Genomic DNA, 18,369 nt, shown 5'->3' on the forward strand with positions numbered 1-18,369 from the left:
AACCCTCCCTGTGCTAACTGTGGCAGGGGTTGCGAAATTTTTGTTCGTAAGGTCTACTAACAAACATGTCCGTATCGGATGGATCGCGTCCTTCGACGTCGCCAGATTACGTCGCCGCGAGCGCGCACGCCTTCGGCCCGGGGCGCCACCTGCGCTCTCGCTCGAAGGTGCTCCCGGAACACGCTCGCGGTCACAACCGCGCGCTCGTGCTGCAGACGCTCTATCACTCGGGAGCGATGAGTCGAGCGGACCTCTCTCGCGAGACCGGCCTCACTCGGGTCACCATCTCCGACCTCGTCGCGGAGTTCATCTCCGACGGCATCGTCGTCGAGATGGGAGTGCGCGAGACGGTCGGACCGGGCAAGCCTCCGATCCTCATCGACATCGATCGAGTCGGGCACCAGATCATCGGGATCGATCTCTCCGGCCCCCATGCCTTCGTCGGCGCTCTGCTCAGCCTCGACGGCGACGTGCTCGAGCGCCGTGAGGTGCCGCGACCCGAGAGCGCAGACGGCGACGCCGCCTACGCCGCCACGCTGGAGCTGGCCCGAGCGCTCGCCGAGACGGCCACGCAGCCCATCCTCGGCGTCGGGATCGGCAGCCCCGGTGTCGTGCGTCCTGACGGCGTCGTGCTCAGCTCGCCCAACCTCGGGTGGAGCAATCTCCCTCTCGAGGCGAAGCTGGGCGTCGATCTCGATCTGCCGGTCCTCGTGCGCAACGACGCCAACGCCGCGGTGCTCGCCGAGTACACGTTCGGCGAGGCGAAGGCCGACTTCATGCTCATCAAGATCGGTCGCGGAGTCGGAGCCGGCGTCATCACCGGCAGCCAGCCGCTGCTCGGCAGTCGCTTCGCAGCGGGCGAGATCGGCCACGTCGTCGTGGGCACCGACGGGGGACCCCGCTGCGCGTGCGGCAAAGACGGCTGCCTCGAAGCGTGGCTGAGTGAGACGCGGCTGCGTCCCGCCATCGCAGACGCCCCCGGATCGCGCGACGAGATCCTCCGCGATGCGGGCACCCGCATGGGCATCGCGATCGCCCCGATCGTCGCGGCACTCGATCTGTCCGAGGTCGTACTCTCGGGTCCTGAGGATCTGCTCGACGGCGTGTTGATCGACGCCGCGGTCGAGACCCTGCACGCGCGCACGCTCGAGGGCGTCTTCGAGGACGCGCTCATCCGCCGCACACACCAGGACGACATCGTCCTGCGCGGTGCCGCCGTGATGGTGCTGTCCAGCCAGCTGGGCGTCTCGTGATCCGTACCGGCGGGAGCGACCGCGTCCACGAGCCGAAGACGAGCAGGGGCACCATCCGATGACGGATGCGCTCGCCGTCGACCTGTCCGGTCGGCCCATACGAGTGGGCCTGGACGTCGGCGGAACCAAGATCGATGCCGTCGCGGTGTCCGCGGACGGAGGCATTCTGGCGCGCCTGCGCCGACCCACCGGCTGGGGTGAGGAGGCAGTCGTCGTCAGCATCCTCGAGACGGTCGATGCGCTCGCCGACGAGGGAGGATTCGCTCGCTCGTCGGTCAGATCGGTGGGCGTCGGGATCCCCGGGCTGGTCGACGCCGACACCGGTCGGGTGCTCCATGCCGTGAATCTCGGCGTCGAGTCCCTGGATCTCGCCGGGCGCGCCGGTCGACAGCTGGGTATCCCCGTCCGCGTGGAGAACGACGTGAAAGCGGCCGCCCTCGGGGCTGCGGTGCTGCGCGGCGTCGACGGGTCGATGGCCTATCTCAACCTCGGCACCGGGGTCGCTGCGGGGATCGTCGTCGACGGCACGATCTGGCGTGGCGCGCGAGGCACGGCCGGCGAGGTCGGGCACCTCTCGGTCGACCCGAACGGCCGTCTCTGCGGCTGTGGACAGCGCGGCTGCATCGAGACCTTCTGCGGCGGAGGCGCGCTCGCCCGAGCCTGGGATCGTCCCGGTGCGCTCCCGGTGCGCGACATCTTCGACGCAGCCGACACCGGTGACGAACGGGCGCTCGCGCTCCGCGCCGATCTCTTCCACGGCGGGGCCGCGGCGGTGCGTGCGCTCGTGCTCTCCGCCGACGTCGAACGCGTGATCATCGGCGGCGGCCTCACTTCGCTCGGCGATAGGCTCTACACGGGCATCCGCGACGCTCTCCGGTCCGATGCCGAGGCCTCGCCCTTCATGCGCTCGCTCCACCTGGACGACAGGATCGAACTGCTCCCTGCCGGCTCTCCCGCCGCGGCCTTCGGGGCCGCGGTCGTCGGCGCAACCACCCCCTCTAAGGAGACCGTTTCCCATGGCTGAAGTCGTCATCGTCGAGAACGCAGAAGCGGCAGGCGCCCTCGTCGCCGCCGAGATCGTCGAGCTGATCGACGGACGTGCGGATGCCGTGCTCGGCCTCGCCACCGGTTCGACGCCCCTCCCCGTCTACAAGGCGCTGCGAGACAGGCTCGCGGGTCGCGACGTCTCGCAGGTGCGCGGTTTCGCCCTGGACGAGTACGTGGGGATCGACCCCGCTCATCCCGAGAGCTACCGCTCGGTCATCACCCGCGAGGTCGTCGAGCCGCTGGGGCTCGACCCGCGACGGATCCATGTGCCCAACGGCGCACAGGCCACCATCCAGCACGCAGGTGACGACTACGAGGCCGCGATCGACGCGGCCGGAGGAGTGGATCTGCAGATCCTCGGCATCGGCACCGACGGACACATCGGCTTCAACGAACCCGGCTCGTCGTTCGCCTCGCGCACGCGCGTGAAGACCCTCACCGAGCAGACCCGCGAAGACAACGCCCGCTTCTTCGACTCGATCGACGACGTGCCCATGCACTGCATCACCCAGGGGCTCGGCACGATCCTTCGCGCTCGGCACCTCGTGCTGCTCGCCTTCGGAGAGGGCAAGGCACAGGCCGTGGCGGATGCCGTCGAGGGGCCGCTGTCGGCCATTCTCCCGGGTTCGGCGATCCAGCTGCACCCGCACGCGACCGTCGTCGTCGACGAGGCCGCGGCGTCCCGGCTGAAGCTCGCCGACTACTACCGCTACACCTTCGCGAACAAGCCGAGCTGGCAGGGGATCTGACGCGGTCGGCTCTCAGGGCCGAGTCGTCGGCCACGCCAGCGGCAGCAGGTGCTCGACGCTGAGGGGCGCCAGCGGCAGCGTCTCGGCATCCGCGGGTGTGATCCATCGCAGCTCGGCGAGCTCCGCCTGGACGACGACCTCCGCCGCGGCGATGGACACCGAGAACGCGTCGGCCACGACTCGGTGACCGGGCTCGTTGGCCGCCTCGGAGACGAACGTGCCGAGCGGCTCCAGATCGCCCTCATCCAGGCGAAGGCCGAGCTCTTCGTGCAGCTCGCGGATCAGCGTCTGCGACGGGGTCTCCCCGGGCTCGGGCTTGCCGCCGGGTTGCATGAAGCGCGTCGTGCCCTGCTTGCGCACGACGAGCACCCTGCCGGCGTCATCGACGATGACCGCGGCGCTGACGTGGATGTCAGGCATCGGGAGCGAAGACCTTGCCGGGGTTGAGGATTCCCAGCGGATCGAACACCCGAGTGATCTGACGCTGCAGCTCCCACTGGTCGTCTCCGAGCTCGTCGGCCAACCAGCGGCTCTTCAGCGTTCCGATGCCGTGCTCTCCGGTCAGCGTGCCGCCGAGCGCGATCGCGGCCCGGAACAGCTCGTCCGCCGCCGCCCAGACCTCAGCGGGAGGCTCTGCGCCCTCGAAGATGAAGTTCGGATGCAGGTTGCCGTCGCCCGCGTGAGCGACCGTGGGGATCGCCATCGAGTAGGCCTTCTCGATGCGGGCGATCTCGTCGAACATGGCGGGCATGGCGCTGCGCGGCACCGACACGTCTTCGATGAGGGTCGTGCCGAGCGCCGACATGGCGGGGTGCATGGCACGCCGGATGGCCAGGAGGCGCTCTCCTTCTTCGCGGTCATGGGAGACCTCGGTCACACCCTGATGAGCCGTCAGGATGTCGGAGATCATCGTCGCCTCGGCCACTGCCGCCGGACCATCGGTCTGGATCGTCAGCTGGGCGCTCCCGGTCACGGGCGAGGGAAGGTCGAGCAGGGCTGCGACGGCGGCGAGGCTCGCGGAGTCCATCAGCTCCATGATCGCCGGCTGCGCACCCGAGGCGGTGACCGCGGCCGAGGCGGACGCTGCGGCACGCACATCGGGGAAGACGGCCGTCACGGTGCAGGTCGTTCCCTCGACCAGTCGGCGCAGCTTGAGGGTGGCGCCGACGACCACGCCCAGCGTGCCCTCGGATCCGATCACGAGCGAGGTGAGGTCGAGTCCTGTCACGCCTTTGACGCTGCGGTGGCCGAGGTGCAGCAGTCGGCCGTCGGCGAGAACCAGATCGACACCGAGGACCGCGTCTCGCACGACGCCGTACTTCGCACAGAGCAGCCCACCCGCTCCTGTGGCGATGTTGCCGCCGACCGTCGAGATCGCACGGCTCGCAGGATCCGGCGCCCACCAGAGTCCGTGCTCCGCGAGCACGTCGTTGAGGTCGGCGTTGAGGATTCCGGGTTCGACGACGGCAAGCAGGTCGTCGGCCCGGATCTCGTGGATCGCGGTCATCCGGCGAGTGGACAGCACGATCTCGCCCTCGCCGCCGTTCGCCGCGCCGGCGAGACCGGTGCCGGCGCCACGCACCACGACAGGGGTCGCCGTCTCGGTCGCGATGCGCATCACCGTCTGGACGTGCTCGACCGTCTCGGCGTGCACGACCGCGAGCGGCCGCCCGGGCGCCGCATGCCCCGATCTGTCGGCGCGGGCTTCTTCGAGGACCGTCGCATCGGTGTCGACGATGTCGCCGAGTGCGGCGACGAGCAGGTCGAGGGCGCTCATCGGATGCGACGCCGGCCGCTCACGACGCCTGCGCCGACGGCGACCACGGCGAACGCGATGCCGATGAGGGGCTGGTCCATCAGCCACCACGCGATCGTGACGCCGACGTAGATCAGCAGCTCGACGACGACGCGAAGGAACGGATGCAGTCGCAGGACGGGTCGCGGCGAGAGGAAGAGCGCCCAGATCAGGATCACGACGACCGGAGCCCCGATGCCGAGGATGACGTTGTACGGGAAGGGCCAGGTGGCGAATCCCCACAGGGCGAGGGTGCCCACTGCGACGATCAGGACGACCGATCGGACGACGTCGAGAGCGGTGATGGTGGGGCGGTCGACGCCGGGAACGGAGGCGGGATCCTGGGACATGGATCCAGTCTATTCGCCGCCGATGGCGGGTCAGAGCGCGGGCGCGGCCTCGTCTGCGGCCACCTGGTCGACCGGCGCGGTCTCGTCGGCGGGCGCGGTGTCGTCAGCGGGGGCAGGCTCTGCCGGAAGGGCGGTCTGGTCCTCGGTCACGGGCTCTGCCGGAGGACCGGTCTCGACGGGAGCGGCCGGGGCCTCCGTCTCGGGTGCCGGCGTCTCAGGGGACGCCTCGGCGTCCGGGGACTCGGTCGGGGCAGCGGGTGCTGCCTCGTCCGTCGGCTCGGGGATCGGCGCGACCGCGTCGTCCGGAGTCGGCTCGGAGGGTACCGTCTCGGCGGGATCCGCAGCCGGCCCTCCGCACGAGGGAGCGAGGGCCACGGAACCGAGGGTCACCCCGAGAGCCGAGAGGCTCGTGGTCGTCGGCAGCATCGGACCGGACGCCGTCACGTAGTGGACCTCGAGGGGCGCGCCGAGGAGAATCTGGACGAGACCGGGGCGCAACTCGATCGTGCCGGTCCCTGCGTCACTCAGCGATGTGCCGTCGACGCCGCCGCGGCGTCCGCCGAGCAGCGCTTCGATGTCCGCGCCCGGTTCGCCGGACACATTCACGGTCACATAGGTGACAGCGCGTGCGTCGAGGCAGATGCTCGCGAGGCTCACTTCGATCGGAGTCGTCGGCGCGGCCGGTTCCGTGGGGTTCTCGCCGGGGGTTTCGCCGCCGGGGGTTTCTCCGGGGTTCTCGCCGGGGGTTTCGCCGCCGGGGGTTTCTCCGGGGTTCTCGCCGGGGGTTTCGCCGCCGGGGGTCTCTCCGGGGTTCTCGCCCGGGACCTCGCCATCGGGGTTCTCGCCGTCGGGGTTCTCGTCGTCGGGCTCTTCGTCCACGGGAGGGGACGTGGACTCGGGCAGTGCCGGCGCGGTCGACTCGGTCGGGGCCGGGGGTGAGACGATCGCCGGCGCGATGTCCTCAGCGGGCTGGGGGGTGACGGGTGCTTCGACGGGCGGGGTGACGGGCTCGGGCTCGGTCTCCGCTTCATCGACGATCGGCGTCTTGTCGTCGGACATCGACTCGTCGGGCCCGACGTCTGCACTGATCGACGAGGAATCGCTGTCGCCCGCACTCGGCATCGATGCCGCGGGCGTCGCGCCCGTGAGGCTCGGGATGATTGTGGCGGCCGCCACGACGCCGGCGACCACGAGGGCCGCCGATCCTGCGCTGACGAGCGCACCGACTCCGCTGAAGATGCCTCCGGTCGCCGTGCCACCGGCTCCGCCACCGGTCGCTGTGCCTGCGCCGGTCGCGCCGCCTCCACCGGTGCCGCTCGACGATCCGGCGGCGGCTGTTCCGCCTCCCGCAGCCACGACAGCTCCCTCGGTGATCCCCGAGGGCATGGCCGCGAGCGCGACGATGGGCGTACCGCCACCCTGGAGGGTGGCGAGGTAGCCTGCGGAACCCGTGACTCCGAGGACGAGGGGCAGCAGCACGAGGGCCAGCCGCTTGGAGACGTCCTTCGCCTCAGCGGCGACGATCATGCAGCGTGCGCACTGGTCGAGGTGCTGCTCGAGACGGTTGTGGTCTCGCGTGCTGAGGTTGCCGCGCGAGTAGGCGCCCAGGTGCTCGATGGTCCACCGGCAGTCGGAACCTTCGGCCGCGCTGCGGAGGTGAGCCTGGATCCACGCTTCGCGAAGTCCTTCACGCGCTCTGAAAGCCAGCTGCGAGACGGCGCCGGACTTCATGCCGAGCAGGGTCGCGGCCTCCTGCGGCTTCATCTGCTCGATCTCTGTGTACCAGAGCACTTCCTGCCAGCGGGAGGGCAGGCTGCGGAACGCCTGCGCGGTCAGGCTGCGATCGAGGGCCTCGTTGGCCGCCTGGTCGGTGCTGTCGGGATCGGCGACGGAGTCGAGCTCGTCGATGGCGGACTCGCGTCGAGAGCGGCCCCAGGCGGCGGCGGTGTTGCGGATGCTCGTGAACAGGTAGGCGCGGAACGATCCGTTCGGTCCGCCGCCCTTGATGATCGCCTGATAGATGCGGGTGTAGGACTCCTGCACGAGGTCGTCGGGGTCGATCGACGACGTGATCGATCGCGCGACCGACATGCCGGAGGGATAGTGCCGCCTCCACAGTTCGCCGAAGGCCGCCGCGTCACCCGAGCGGGTGCGCAGGACGAGATCGGCGTCGGCGATCGTTTCCTCGTGTGAAGTGCTGTCCTGATCCACTGTCATCCATCTGTCGTGGAGCGCGAGTGCGCCTCCACATGAAGAGACGCGTGAACCCCATTTTCATCACGCGTCATCTCCATTCTCTCTCCTATCTCTCAGGCTTGCCACCCCTTCTCGAAAAGTGCTCGCAGAAGACCGGGGGCGAATAAAGACCTGATCACGGGCAGATCAGTCGGGCGCGCGGAAGAACCGTGAAAAAAGATCTGAGAAATCGCGTAATGAATCGGCGTCGACGTCGTCTCATCACTAGAGACAGCCATGGGGCTCCACCGGGGGGCGGAGCTCAGGCGCTGGTGCAAGGGGTAAGTGCACCGGCATGGTGGGTCGGGCACCTCGGGGGAGGAGCGCTCGGCCCGCCAGCTCTCGCAACGTGGGGGGAATTGTGACGGGGTCGCCGATCTGGGGAACGGCGGCCCCTCACCCGCACCGGGCTACGGCCGGTCGCCGATCCACACGCGAGCGACCTGCAGCTGTGCGTTCAGCAGCACCGCGTCAGCGACGAACCCGACCGCCAGGCGACCGATCCGGTCGCCGTATCCGATCGCTCCCGCCGGTGTCTCGGTGAGCGCCCGGACGGCTTCCGTGAGAGGTGCGCCCGCCGCGGTCGCCCTGCGCAGCGCCACGTCGAGGGTGAGCGTCGACCCCGCGATCGATCCCGTGTCGTCCGCGCGCGCGATGCCGTCGAGGACCGTCACGCTCACTGCACCCAGGTCGTAGTGCCCGTCGGCGCTGCCGGCAGCCGCCATGGCATCCGTGATGAGTGCGACGCGACCGGGTGCCGAGTCGAACACGAGCTTGACCACGTGCGGGTCGAGGTGGATGTCGTCGGCGATCACCTCGAGCACCACGCGGCGGTCGGCCGCCGCCGCCAGTACCGGCCCCGGCGCTCGGTGATGGATTCCGGGCATGGCGTTGAAGGCGTGGGTCAGCACGGAGGCGCCGGTCTCGAATGCCGCGTCCGCAGTCGCGGCATCCGCACTCGTGTGTCCCACCGCTGCGACAGCGCCGGCGTCCACGATCATCCGGATCGCCTCGAGACCGCCGGGGAGCTCCGGTGCGATTGTCACCTGCCGGATCGTCCCGCGGCCGGCGTCGAGCAGGCGGGCGACGTCGTCTCGTGTCGGAGTGCGCAGCAGCGACGGCTCGTGAGCTCCGTGGTGCGCCGGGTCGAGGAACGGCCCTTCCAGATGCGAACCGAGGATGTCGGCATCCGACTTTATCAGGTCGGCGATCTGCGCCACGCGTCGAGCGAGGGCGTCGACGGGGGCGGTGACGAGGGAGATCACCGATCGTGTCGTGCCATGAGCGCGGTGCAGAGCGCGAGCCGAGCGGATCGCCTCCGGCCCGTCGTCGAACGACGCTCCCGCGCCGCCGTGGCAGTGGATGTCGATGAATCCGGGTGTGAGCACGGCATCCGGCCCGGCGACGACGGTCGCGTCGACGACCTCATCGGCGGGGGCCCACGTCTGGCCGGTGCCGAGAGCGGCGACCCGCCCGTGTTCCATGCGAACCCAGGCGTCCGCGACCTCGACGCCGTGGTCGATCAGTCGGGCCGAGTGGATGACGACCGATCCCGTCGCTGTCGAAACGGATGTCATCGCTCGCTCCAGGGGATCTCGTCTGCGGGGTGGAAGTCCACGCCCTCAGCCTTCCACAGCGGGGCGAGTGCGCCGAGTCGCTCGCGGAACGACTCCCAGTCCCGGCCGTCGGCGTCGTGCGGTGACCACGCGACCTCCGCCTGAGCGGCGGCCCGCGGGAAGACCAGCTGCTCGACCTCGCTCAGGGTGCGGGTGGTCTCACTCCACAGCGGAGCCTCGATGCCGAGGATCGCGGACTCCGGGACGTCGAGCACAGCGGTCGGCTCCCACTCGTACGCCCTGCGGACATCGATGATCGCGGCCCAGGTGAGTCCGAGCGGAAAATCCTCGGTGTACTTCATGTCGAGGTAGGCGACGTCGGCGGTCGACATGATGAGCGCCCCGCCACGCTCGACGAAGTGCGCCGCCTCCTCAGCGTGCGATCCCTCGGGTGTCGTCTTGCCCCAGTACTGGCCGATCGTCCCCTCGGCGATGTCCTTCGCTGCGCCCACCTCGTGCCAGGCGACGGGGATCTTGCCCTCTTCGAACACGATCGCGGTGGCGCGCTCGACGAACAGATCGAAGTCCGCCTGCGGGGTGCCGAGGGACTCGTCGCCGCCGATGTGGATGTACGGACCCGGGGTCATCTCGGCGAGCTCGCGCACGACGTCACGGACGAACTCGTAGGTGCGCTCTTCATGGATGCGGACGCTCGAGTGCCCGACGCCCCACCCGAGATAGGGCTCGCCTGCGACGGGGAGCGGCTGCCCCAGGCGCGCCGATTCGGCGATCAGGCTGTCGTTCATGACCGGATCCTCGACGAGCTCCGGATACGCGACGCCGATGGCGTGCGTGTGACCGGGGAGGTCGATCTCAGGGATCACGACCATGTGCCGCTCAGCGGCGTACGCGACGATCTCGCGATAGTCGTCCTTCGTGTAGAAGCCGCCGGGGTCGCCGAGGGAGGCCGTGGACGAGGCGAGCTCGGTGAGCTTCGGCCACGAGTCGATCTGGATGCGCCAGCCCTGGTCGTCGCTGAGGTGCAGGTGCAGGTGATTGAACTTCAGGGCACTGGTGCTGTCGATGAACTTCTTGACCTCATCGACGTCGAAGAAGTGACGCGTGACGTCGAGCATGACGCCGCGACGTGCGAATCGTGGCGCGTCGGTGATCTCGGCGCGCAGGAACGCCCATCCCTCGTCGTCCTCGCGGAGCAGTTGCAGCAGCGTCTGCATGCCGTAGAAGAGTCCTGCCTCGTCGCCGCCCACGATCTCGACGGAGTCGCCGACTGTGAGCCCGTATCCTTCGGGGGCCGTGGTGGGGTCGATCCGCAGGACGATCGTCGACGCGACGCCGTCGCCGGCGCCGTCGCTGTCCGTCGAGTGCGACAGCCGGATGCCGCTGCGGCGCGCGACGGCGTCGATCAGCTGGGCCGCCGCGGGGGAGTCGCCGATGACTCGCAAGCCGTCGGAGACGGGCAGCCGACCATCCACGGCGATGGAGGAAGCGGGAAGAGGAACAAGGGGCATGGAATGGGGAAGGACCATGAACAAAACCTACCGTGCGCAGAGTCGGCAGCACAGGGAAATCCGCTATGCTTTCTCACGTCGCGACTGGCGTCTGGGTGGACTACCACCGGGGAGCGACTGACCACGGAATTCGACCGCGCGCCTGGGCCGATAGGTACACCCTTCGAATCCGTTGTCAGAGGAGCATGTCATGACCGACCGTTACTTCAACGCCCCACTCTCCGAGGTCGACCCCGAGATCGCACAGGTCCTCGACCGAGAGCTCGCACGGCAGCAGACGTTCCTCGAGATGATCGCATCCGAGAACTTCGTGCCCGTCTCCGTGCTCCAGTCCCAGGGCTCGGTGCTGACGAACAAGTACGCCGAGGGATACCCCGGCCGTCGTTACTACGGCGGCTGCGAAGAGGTCGACGTCGCGGAGGAGCTCGCGATCCAGCGCGCCAAGGACCTGTTCGGCGCGGAGTTCGCGAACGTCCAGCCGCACTCGGGAGCATCCGCGAACGCCGCCGTGCTGCACGCGATCGCTCGGCCCGGCGACACGCTGCTCGGCCTCGCCCTCGACCAGGGCGGTCACCTCACTCACGGCATGAAGATCAACTTCTCCGGCCGTCTGTACGACATCGTCGCCTACGGCGTCGACCCAGAGACCTCGACCATCGACATGGACGAGGTGCGTCGCCTCGCCCTCGAGCACAAGCCGAAGGTCATCATCGCCGGCTGGTCGGCATACCCGCGCACGCTCGACTTCGCCGCCTTCCGTGCGATCGCCGACGAGGTCGGCGCGCTGCTCTGGGTCGACATGGCGCACTTCGCCGGCCTCGTCGCCGCCGGCCTCCACCCGAACCCGGTGCCGCACGCCCACGTCGTCTCGTCGACCGTGCACAAGACGATCGGCGGCCCCCGTTCGGGCTTCATCCTGACGAACGACGCCGACCTCGCGAAGAAGCTCAACACGGCTGTGTTCCCGGGGCAGCAGGGCGGCCCCCTGATGCACGTGATCGCCGCGAAGGCGACGGCGTTCAAGCTCGCGGGCACCCCGGAGTTCAAGGAGCGCCAGGAGCGCACGCTGCGCGGAGCGTCCATCCTCGCCGAGCGTCTCTCGCAGCAGGATGTGAAGGATGCCGGCATCGGGGTGCGCTCCGGCGGCACCGACGTGCACCTGGTGCTCGTCGACCTGCGTGACGCCGCGATCGACGGCAAGCAGGCCGAGGACCTGCTGCACGACATCCACATCACCGTCAACCGCAATGCGGTGCCGAACGACCCGCGCCCGCCGATGGTCACCTCGGGTCTGCGCATCGGGACGCCGGCACTCGCCACCCGCGGCTTCGGCGACGCCGAGTTCACCGAGGTCGCCGACGTGATCGCACTCGCGCTGCTCCCCGGCGCCGACGTCGAGGCGCTCCGTGCGCGTGTCGATGCGCTCGCCGCAGGCTTCCCGCTCTACCCGGACCTGCAGCAGTGACCGCGAAGATCCTCGACGGCAAGGCGGCGTCGGCCGCGATCAAGGCCGAGCTCACCGAACGGGTCGCCGCGCTGAAGGCGAAGGGCGTGGTGCCCGGCATCGCGACCGTTCTCGTCGGAGCCGACCCGGCATCTCAGCTCTACGTCGGTATGAAGCACCGTCAGTCCGAGGCGATCGGGATGAACTCGATCCAGCGCGAGCTGCCGGCCGATGCCACCCAGGCCGACGTCGAGGCGCTGATCGACGAGCTCAACGCCGATCCGGACTGCCACGGATACATCGTGCAGCTGCCGCTGCCGAAGCACATCGACACGGACTCGATCCTCGAGCGGATCGACCCGGCGAAGGATGCGGACGGACTGCACCCGACCAACCTCGGTCGACTCGTGCTCAACGTCAACAACCCGATCCACACCCCGCTGCCGTGCACGCCGCGCGGTGTCATCGAGCTGCTGCTGCGCAACGGCTACGACTTCGCCGGCAAGCACGTCGTGGTCGTCGGACGAGGCGTGACGATCGGTCGCTCGATCGGCCTGCTGCTGACGCGACGCGACCTGAACGCGACGGTCACGCTCACGCACACCGGCACGGTCGACTTGCCGCGGTACCTGCGGGAGGCCGACGTCATCGTCGCCGCCGCGGGCGTCAAGCACCTCATCCGCGCCGAGGACGTCAAGCCGGGGGCCGCCGTGCTCGACGTCGGCGTGACCCGCGAGACCGACCCCGAGACGGGCAAGAACCTCGTCTTCGGAGACGTGCACCCGGATGTCGCCGAGGTCGCGGGCTGGGTGTCGCCGAACCCGGGCGGAGTCGGTCCGATGACCGTCGCCCTGCTCATGACCAACGTCGTCGAGGCGGCGGAACGCCTGGTCTGACCGTCGCCGGTCTCGATCTGCATCGTCGGTCCCGATCCCTGCACTTCCCCGTCCGATCCGCCTGCGGATCGGGGTGAGGCCCGGGATCGGGACCGTCTGCGTTCAGCCCAGCTCGTCGAGCATCCGCCGCTGCTCCGGGGTCAGACCGTCGTGGAGCTCCTCCCGCGCCTCCGCGGCGGCGGTCGTCTCCGGGGCGGGCGTGGAGGCTGCGGGCGCCGGTTTGCGGCGCGACACCTTGCCCTGCACGGCGTCGTACAGCTCGCCGGCCTTCGCCCGCAGCCTGTCGTCGACCTGGTCGTAGATCATCCAGCCGAACAGCAGGAAGAGCGGCGGGAGCGCGTAGCTCCAGAAGCCCGAGGCGCGGACGCCGCTCAGCCAGACGACGGCCACCCAGATGAGCAGCTCGACGAGATAGACGAGGACGTACTGGACGACCTTCTCGCCGGTTCTCGTGCGATCGGCCGCGGACTTCGCCGCCGCGTTGCGGAACGCCGCGGTGAGCAGCGGCTTCACGAAGAGCGCCGCGAGCGTCAGGATGACGGCCGCCCACAGCGCGGTGAACCCGACAGAGACACCCGACGACAGCAGGCCGATGAGCAACAGCACCGCGACGTTGAACACGTAGAGCGCGGCGAACCGGACGATTCCGTTCTTCATCTGACCAGAATTCCACACACTCTCGGATGCCGCGGCATCTCCCTGCGGAGCCTGGTGGGGATCAGCGTGCGGGAAACGCGCGTTCGACCGCATCGACCACGGTGCCGTAGACGGAGTCCCACGGGACGAGCGGGGGAGTGACCCCGGCGAGTTCGAGGCTCACGGCTCCATGCACCTGCGCCCAGACGGTGAGAGCGGCGGCCATGACCTGCGGTTCGTCGACGCGGGCCGCGAGCGCGCGCACGAGCGGCGCCATCGCCATGCTCATGGTCGCGTCAGCGGGGCGGCAGTCCTCGGTCGCCACTCCGCCGCCGAACATGAGGCGGTAGAGCGCGGGATTCTCCATCGCCCACGTCCGATACGCGAATCCGAGTGCGCGGAGCCCTTCCGGTTCGGCCGTGGCCTGCGCCTCGCCGAACGACGCGAAGCCGTGCTCGATGACCGCGACGAGCAGTTCGGTCTTCCCGCCGAACAGCGCGTAGACCGCTGAGGTCGAGGTGCCGGCGTTCTGTGCGATGTCGCGGAGACTGATCCGCTCGGGTCCCTTGTCGTCGACCATCTCGGCCGTCGCGTCGAGCAGGCGGTCGCGCAGGGCGTCGTCGTACAGGGGAGGTCTTGCCATGGGATCGATCTTATCGTAACGTTGTTGCATAACGCAGTTACGTAACGATGTTCCAAGGAGAGCGCATGACTCAGCACGTCTTCCCCGGCAGGTTCACCGCCGCTCCGGAACGATCGGATGTGACGGTCTTCCTGATCGGGATGCGAGCCAATCGGTGGTGGCAGCTCGGCAGGGTGTGGCGGACGGCCAGCAAGATGCCCCCGATGCTGCAGCATCTCGTGACGCACCCGGAGGCGGGGATGCTCGGAGTGCACAGCTGGTTCGGTCGCACGACGATCCTGCTGTCGTACTGGGAGAGTCCGGAGCATCTGCAGCGGTTCGCCGCCGACCGCGACGCACCCCATCTGCAGCCCTGGCGCGACTTCATGCGCACGCTGCAGGGAACGGGGAGCGTCGGCGTGTGGCATGAGACCTATCAGGTGCCGACAGCGGATCTGGAGGCCGTCTACGTCGACATGCCGGCATTCGGACTCGCGGCGGCGACCGCGCACGTCCCCGTGGGGCCGGGCATGAAGACGGCGCGCCAGCGGATGGGTCGCTGACGCGCCGGCATCATCAGAGCTCAGCCCTGGGGGTGCAGGCTGCTCTCGATGTTCGTGATGCGAGCCTGCTCGTCGAAGCGGAAGGTCGCAGTGCCCGTGCCGTCGGCGACCGTGGCCCCCGAGAACGCCTCGTCGGTCCACGTGAGGTTCCACCCGGCGAGACGGGCGGCGTCCCAGACCGCCGTCCGGGCATCAGGCAGAGCCAGGCCCGAGAGGATCCGCGGAAGGGCGATGGAGGCTGCGGCGACGGTCAGGGCGGGGAGCGGCGCATCGAGCAGGAAGACGGCGTACGTGCCGCCGCCGACCGGCGCGAGGTGGTAGGGCGCTCGACCGGTGAGCTCGACCGCGACCGCGCCGACCGTGTGGGCGGCTGCGGTGATCCAGTCGGCGTCGCCGGCGGCGTCCACGGGGAAGGGGAGCTCCTGCTCGCTCAGCTCCGGGATGCCGTGCTCCCTGCCGTAATCGCGCAGCTGGCCGGCGATGCCGGCAGGGTCGCCCTGCGGGTGCGCCCACGCCCAGAGCAGCGAGCGGGGACCGGGGGCGATCGTCGCGACGAGGTGGGCGCGGGCCACGAGCCGGCGCGTGGCATCGGCGCTCGAGGTGAAGGTGAGGGTGCCCGCCGCCATGTCGGCATCCCATCGATTGTCACCGAGGTCCTCGAGGGCGGTGGCCAGGGAGTCCTGACGGAGGGCGGAGAACAGTGCGGCACGGTCTGCGAGCGGCTGGAGCGCGGCGAAGGTCATGCCCACAGTCTCGCCCGGATTGCTATGAATCCGCCAACTCCGAGCGCGGGGACAGTGCATCGGAGGGGCGGCCCATCCGCCAGACACTCGGTACCACCAGTGTCACGGCGGCGAGCACGGCATAGAGGATCCCCGAGGTGACCAGCACCGTCTCGACATCGCTGCGGGTGATCAGCCAGCCGTAGACGAGGGTGCCGATCGGCATCACGACGAAGCTGCCGAGCATGTCGTAGCTCGAGACGCGGGACAGCTTGTCGCCCGGGATGTTCTCCATCATCGCGAGGTTCCACCCGGTGCTGAACACCTCGGCCCCGGCGCCGGCGAGGAAGGCGGCGATGGCGAGCAGCACCACCGCGGGGTGCACTCCGAGGACGGTGAGCGGGATCGCGAACGCGGCCATGCCGATCATGCCGTAGCGCAGGGGGCGTTTCAGCGGGAACCACATCAGGACGAGGGTCATGAGCAGGATGCCGACGCCTTCGGCGCTGACGACCCACCCCCAGCCGGCGATGCCGAGCCGTTCGTCGTTCTTGGCGATGTACGGACCGACGACGCCCCACGCGCCGATGTGGATGGCGTTCATCACCATGAAGGCGAGAACGATGACCCACAGCCACGTGCGACTCCAGAACTCCTGCCACCCGATCCTGAGGTCGTGGAACATCGTGGTTCCGCCCGCATGATCAGGCGGAGGCAGTCGGACCATCGCCAGGACGGGGATCGCGATGACCCAGCCGATCGCCTGCACGACCATGGCCCAGGCGGGGCCGGCCGCGGCCACGACGATGCCCGCGATGATCGGGCCGCCGATCGTGGTCGCCGAGCGCACGAACGACAGCATCGCGTTGGCCTGCTGCAGGTGCTCGGGGGAGGTCAGCTGCGGGATGATCCCCTGCATGGCGGGGAGCACGAACGCGGTGGACGCACCGTTCACGACCGACAGCAGAGCGAGCAGGGGAACCGTGGCTGTGCCGCTGAACAGGAGGGCGGCCATCGCCCCCACCGTCAGGATGTCGATGACGTAGCAGGACTGGATGATCAGCGCGCGAGGCAGCCGGTCGGCGATCACGCCGCCGAAGAGCAGGAAGACGATGTTGCTGACGGTGAAGGCGGCCAGGACCAGGGAGAGCGAGCGTGCGTCGTTGTCGATCTCGAGCACGGCGAAGGCCAGTGCGATCGACGACATCGACCCTGCGATCAGAGTGATGGCGCGGGCGAGGAAGAACCAGCGGAATCCTCGGTCCTGCATCGCTGCGAGGGTGCGGATCATGACGGCTCGTCGCTGCTCTGCATCCGTCAATCCTGCCACTCGAGGGCAGCGGCAGGCGTCAGTAGCTGGCGCGGGTCGTGTCGTCGGATGCCGGGATGAAGCGGGCGGCCAGAGCCTCGGATGCGCGTGCCAGCATCGCCACGTCGGCACCGACCGCCACGAAGTCCGCGCCGGCGGCGGTGTACGCATCGGCGGCGGAGGGATCGAAGGCGTTCACGCCGACGGGCGTGCCTGCGGCCGCGACCGCGGCGAACACCTGCTCGACGGCGGCGACGACATCCGGATGCGTCTGCTGGCCGAGCAGTCCCATCGACGCGGAGAGGTCGGACGGGCCCACGAACACGGCGTCCACGCCCTCGACCGCCGCGATCTCGGAGGCGGCCTCCACCCCGGCGACCGTCTCGATCTGCACGGTGAGGGAGGTGTGCCGAGCCGAGTCGCGCAGGTAGCCGTCGACCCGGTTCCAGCGCGCGCTGCGGGCGAGCGCGCTTCCGACTCCTCGGACGCCCTCTGGCGGATAGCGGGTCGCCGAGACGGCCGCGCGTGCCTCCTCGGCCGACGAGACCATCGGGACGATGAGGTTCTGTGCTCCGAGGTCGAGGACCTGTTTGATCGCCACGGTGTCGTTGGACGGCACGCGTACCACCGGGGTGATCGGATAGGCGGCGACGACCTGCAGCTGCAGCAGCGTGGACTCGAGCGTGTTGGCCGAATGCTCCATGTCGATCAGCAGCCAGTCGAGGCCCGAGCCCGCAGCCACCTCGGTGACGAGAGAACTGCCGGAGCACGCCCACATCCCGATGAGCGGGCGATCGGAGGCGGCGAGATGCTCGCGGAAGGAGGGGCTCAGATGAAGCGGCATTCGATCGTTCCCATCGGTCCGTAGTCGCACAGCACCTGATCGCCGCGAGACACCCACATCGGGCGTGTGAACGATCCTGCCAGGATGACCTCGCCGGCCTCGAGACGCGCGCCGTGCTGGTGGAACTTGTTCGCGAGCCAGGCGACGCCGGTGGCGGGGTGGCCCAGCACGCCGGCGGCGACTCCGGTCTCCTCGATCTCGCCGTTGCGCGAGAGCACGCCGGGCACCCATCGCAGGTCGATCTCGTCCGGGCGCCTGTGCACATCGCCGAGGACCATGGCCCCGTAGGCGGCGTTGTCGCTGATCGTGTCGACGATCGTCCTGCCCTCGAGCTCGATGTGCGAGTTCAGCACCTCGAGCGCCGGCACGGCGTAGTCGATCGCGGCGAGGGCGTCGTCGAGCGTGCAGTCGGGCCCCTCGAGCGGATGCTTGAGCACGAACGCGAGCTCGACCTCGATGCGCACGTTCGAGAAGTGGTCGACCGGGATCTCGGCACCCGACTCGTAGACGGTGTCGTCGAACATCACCCCGTAGTCGGGCTCGGTGATGCCGGTGGCCTGCTGCATCGCCTTCGACGTCAATCCGATCTTGCGTCCGACGAGACGGCGTCCCGCGGCGATCTGCGAGTCGCGCCAGACCCCCTGGATCGCGTACGAATCCTCGACCGTCGCGTCCGGGTACCGGGCGGTGATCCGGGGGATCACGGAGTGGGTCCGGTCGGCCTCGGCGAGCTCTCCGGCGATCTGCGCGACGATGTCTGCTGACAGCATCCGTCTCTCCTCTGTGTGCGAACCTGCGTGCGAACCTGCGGATGAATCG

Annotated in this window: 18 protein-coding genes and 1 riboswitch; of the genes, 6 read left to right on the forward strand and 12 right to left on the reverse strand. The window is 69.3% G+C overall.

The features are described from left to right. Nucleotides 1–65 precede the first annotated feature (65 nt). From BMW26_RS04585 to nagB, 3 genes are read left to right on the forward strand one after another with little or no spacing between them, the layout of a single operon-like run. Complete coding sequence (locus BMW26_RS04585) at nt 66–1,253, forward strand: ROK family transcriptional regulator (protein ID WP_056277392.1); 1,188 nt, start codon at nt 66–68, stop codon at nt 1,251–1,253. 58 nt (nt 1,254–1,311) lie between these two features. Then, nucleotides 1,312–2,277, forward strand: a complete 966-nt coding sequence (locus BMW26_RS04590; protein ID WP_198032386.1) for an ROK family protein — start codon at nt 1,312–1,314, stop codon at nt 2,275–2,277. Then, the gene (gene nagB / locus BMW26_RS04595; protein WP_072590890.1) at nt 2,270–3,049 is read left to right on the forward strand and encodes a glucosamine-6-phosphate deaminase; all 780 of its coding nucleotides are present in this window, start codon (nt 2,270–2,272) and stop codon (nt 3,047–3,049) included. Before BMW26_RS04590 ends, nagB begins: the two co-directional genes overlap by 8 nt. Nucleotides 3,050–3,061: 12 nt before the next feature. Here the strand turns inward: nagB and BMW26_RS04600 are convergent, their stop codons facing one another. The 6 genes from BMW26_RS04600 to BMW26_RS04625 form a co-directional block, all read right to left on the reverse strand. After that, nucleotides 3,062–3,469, reverse strand: a complete 408-nt coding sequence (locus tag BMW26_RS04600; RefSeq protein WP_072590891.1) for an NUDIX hydrolase — start codon at nt 3,467–3,469, stop codon at nt 3,062–3,064. After that, the gene (locus BMW26_RS04605; RefSeq protein ID WP_053095397.1) at nt 3,462–4,826 is read right to left on the reverse strand and encodes an FAD-binding oxidoreductase; all 1,365 of its coding nucleotides are present in this window, start codon (nt 4,824–4,826) and stop codon (nt 3,462–3,464) included. Before BMW26_RS04605 ends, BMW26_RS04600 begins: the two co-directional genes overlap by 8 nt. Continuing rightward, nucleotides 4,823–5,194 (reverse strand): YrdB family protein, encoded by a 372-nt coding sequence (locus BMW26_RS04610; RefSeq protein ID WP_053095398.1) that lies wholly within the window; start codon nt 5,192–5,194, stop codon nt 4,823–4,825. The genes BMW26_RS04605 and BMW26_RS04610 overlap by 4 nt, the downstream gene beginning before the upstream one ends. A 30-nt stretch (nt 5,195–5,224) precedes the next feature. Further along, nucleotides 5,225–7,411: a sigma-70 family RNA polymerase sigma factor gene (locus BMW26_RS04615; RefSeq protein ID WP_083569286.1), complete on the reverse strand. Its 2,187-nt coding sequence runs from the start codon at nt 7,409–7,411 to the stop codon at nt 5,225–5,227. A gap of 428 nt (nt 7,412–7,839) precedes the next feature. Next, nucleotides 7,840–9,006: an N-acetylglucosamine-6-phosphate deacetylase gene (gene nagA, locus BMW26_RS04620; RefSeq protein WP_072590893.1), complete on the reverse strand. Its 1,167-nt coding sequence runs from the start codon at nt 9,004–9,006 to the stop codon at nt 7,840–7,842. After that, the gene (locus BMW26_RS04625) at nt 9,003–10,532 is read right to left on the reverse strand and encodes a family 20 glycosylhydrolase (protein WP_072590894.1); all 1,530 of its coding nucleotides are present in this window, start codon (nt 10,530–10,532) and stop codon (nt 9,003–9,005) included. The genes nagA and BMW26_RS04625 overlap by 4 nt, the downstream gene beginning before the upstream one ends. 52 nt (nt 10,533–10,584) lie before the next feature. Continuing rightward, nucleotides 10,585–10,669, forward strand: a riboswitch (ZMP/ZTP riboswitch). Between the two features lie 35 nt (nt 10,670–10,704). Here BMW26_RS04625 and glyA point away from each other — a divergent pair. Beyond that, nucleotides 10,705–11,979 carry a serine hydroxymethyltransferase gene (gene glyA / locus BMW26_RS04630; protein ID WP_053095402.1) on the forward strand — a complete coding sequence of 425 codons (1,275 nt, stop codon included), beginning with the start codon at nt 10,705–10,707 and terminating at the stop codon, nt 11,977–11,979. Then, nucleotides 11,976–12,854, forward strand: coding sequence for a bifunctional methylenetetrahydrofolate dehydrogenase/methenyltetrahydrofolate cyclohydrolase (locus tag BMW26_RS04635; protein ID WP_072590895.1), 879 nt, complete (start codon nt 11,976–11,978; stop codon nt 12,852–12,854). Before glyA ends, BMW26_RS04635 begins: the two co-directional genes overlap by 4 nt. A 102-nt stretch (nt 12,855–12,956) precedes the next feature. Here BMW26_RS04635 and BMW26_RS04640 read toward each other — a convergent pair whose 3' ends face one another. After that, on the reverse strand, nt 12,957–13,511 hold the full coding sequence (locus BMW26_RS04640; protein WP_056277411.1) for a hypothetical protein: 555 nt from the start codon (nt 13,509–13,511) through the stop codon (nt 12,957–12,959). Nucleotides 13,512–13,572: 61 nt separating this feature from the next. Next, nucleotides 13,573–14,133, reverse strand: coding sequence for a TetR/AcrR family transcriptional regulator (locus BMW26_RS04645; RefSeq protein ID WP_072590896.1), 561 nt, complete (start codon nt 14,131–14,133; stop codon nt 13,573–13,575). A gap of 65 nt (nt 14,134–14,198) precedes the next feature. Here BMW26_RS04645 and BMW26_RS04650 point away from each other — a divergent pair, with 65 nt between their 5' ends. Continuing rightward, the gene (locus tag BMW26_RS04650) at nt 14,199–14,675 is read left to right on the forward strand and encodes a DUF4188 domain-containing protein (protein WP_072590897.1); all 477 of its coding nucleotides are present in this window, start codon (nt 14,199–14,201) and stop codon (nt 14,673–14,675) included. A 20-nt stretch (nt 14,676–14,695) separates the two neighbouring features. On the opposite strand, the gene BMW26_RS04655 is transcribed toward BMW26_RS04650, so the two are convergent. The 4 genes from BMW26_RS04655 to BMW26_RS04670 are packed head-to-tail and all read right to left on the reverse strand — an operon-like array spanning nt 14,696 to nt 18,320. Then, nucleotides 14,696–15,418 carry a DUF6882 domain-containing protein gene (locus tag BMW26_RS04655; RefSeq protein ID WP_072590898.1) on the reverse strand — a complete coding sequence of 241 codons (723 nt, stop codon included), beginning with the start codon at nt 15,416–15,418 and terminating at the stop codon, nt 14,696–14,698. A gap of 22 nt (nt 15,419–15,440) precedes the next feature. Further along, entirely contained in the window at nt 15,441–16,688 is a 1,248-nt protein-coding gene (locus BMW26_RS04660) for an MFS transporter (RefSeq protein ID WP_072590899.1), read from the reverse strand. A gap of 58 nt (nt 16,689–16,746) precedes the next feature. Further along, a complete protein-coding gene (locus BMW26_RS04665) occupies nt 16,747–17,550 on the reverse strand; it encodes an HpcH/HpaI aldolase family protein (protein WP_072590900.1) in 804 nt (267 codons plus the stop codon). Continuing rightward, nucleotides 17,535–18,320, reverse strand: a complete 786-nt coding sequence (locus tag BMW26_RS04670) for a fumarylacetoacetate hydrolase family protein (protein WP_056277427.1) — start codon at nt 18,318–18,320, stop codon at nt 17,535–17,537. The genes BMW26_RS04665 and BMW26_RS04670 overlap by 16 nt, the downstream gene beginning before the upstream one ends. Nucleotides 18,321–18,369 lie beyond the last annotated feature (49 nt).

The sequence above is a fragment of the Microbacterium sp. 1.5R genome (assembly GCF_001889265.1).
GTDB lineage: Bacteria > Actinomycetota > Actinomycetes > Actinomycetales > Microbacteriaceae > Microbacterium.

Bases quoted from the DNA above. Each gene is read 5' to 3' on its own strand.
- BMW26_RS04585 (WP_056277392.1), top strand. From the start codon at position 66: ATGTCCGTATCGGATGGATCGCGTCCTTCGACGTCGCCAGATTACGTC.
- BMW26_RS04590 (WP_198032386.1), top strand. From the start codon at position 1,312: ATGACGGATGCGCTCGCCGTCGACCTGTCCGGTCGGCCCATACGAGTG.
- nagB (WP_072590890.1), top strand. From the start codon at position 2,270: ATGGCTGAAGTCGTCATCGTCGAGAACGCAGAAGCGGCAGGCGCCCTC.
- BMW26_RS04600 (WP_072590891.1), bottom strand. From the start codon at position 3,469: ATGCCTGACATCCACGTCAGCGCCGCGGTCATCGTCGATGACGCCGGC.
- BMW26_RS04605 (WP_053095397.1), bottom strand. From the start codon at position 4,826: ATGAGCGCCCTCGACCTGCTCGTCGCCGCACTCGGCGACATCGTCGAC.
- BMW26_RS04610 (WP_053095398.1), bottom strand. From the start codon at position 5,194: ATGTCCCAGGATCCCGCCTCCGTTCCCGGCGTCGACCGCCCCACCATC.
- BMW26_RS04615 (WP_083569286.1), bottom strand. From the start codon at position 7,411: ATGACAGTGGATCAGGACAGCACTTCACACGAGGAAACGATCGCCGAC.
- nagA (WP_072590893.1), bottom strand. From the start codon at position 9,006: ATGACATCCGTTTCGACAGCGACGGGATCGGTCGTCATCCACTCGGCC.
- BMW26_RS04625 (WP_072590894.1), bottom strand. From the start codon at position 10,532: ATGGTCCTTCCCCATTCCATGCCCCTTGTTCCTCTTCCCGCTTCCTCC.
- glyA (WP_053095402.1), top strand. From the start codon at position 10,705: ATGACCGACCGTTACTTCAACGCCCCACTCTCCGAGGTCGACCCCGAG.
- BMW26_RS04640 (WP_056277411.1), bottom strand. From the start codon at position 13,511: ATGAAGAACGGAATCGTCCGGTTCGCCGCGCTCTACGTGTTCAACGTC.
- BMW26_RS04645 (WP_072590896.1), bottom strand. From the start codon at position 14,133: ATGGCAAGACCTCCCCTGTACGACGACGCCCTGCGCGACCGCCTGCTC.
- BMW26_RS04650 (WP_072590897.1), top strand. From the start codon at position 14,199: ATGACTCAGCACGTCTTCCCCGGCAGGTTCACCGCCGCTCCGGAACGA.
- BMW26_RS04655 (WP_072590898.1), bottom strand. From the start codon at position 15,418: ATGACCTTCGCCGCGCTCCAGCCGCTCGCAGACCGTGCCGCACTGTTC.
- BMW26_RS04660 (WP_072590899.1), bottom strand. From the start codon at position 16,688: ATGATCCGCACCCTCGCAGCGATGCAGGACCGAGGATTCCGCTGGTTC.
- BMW26_RS04665 (WP_072590900.1), bottom strand. From the start codon at position 17,550: ATGCCGCTTCATCTGAGCCCCTCCTTCCGCGAGCATCTCGCCGCCTCC.
- BMW26_RS04670 (WP_056277427.1), bottom strand. From the start codon at position 18,320: ATGCTGTCAGCAGACATCGTCGCGCAGATCGCCGGAGAGCTCGCCGAG.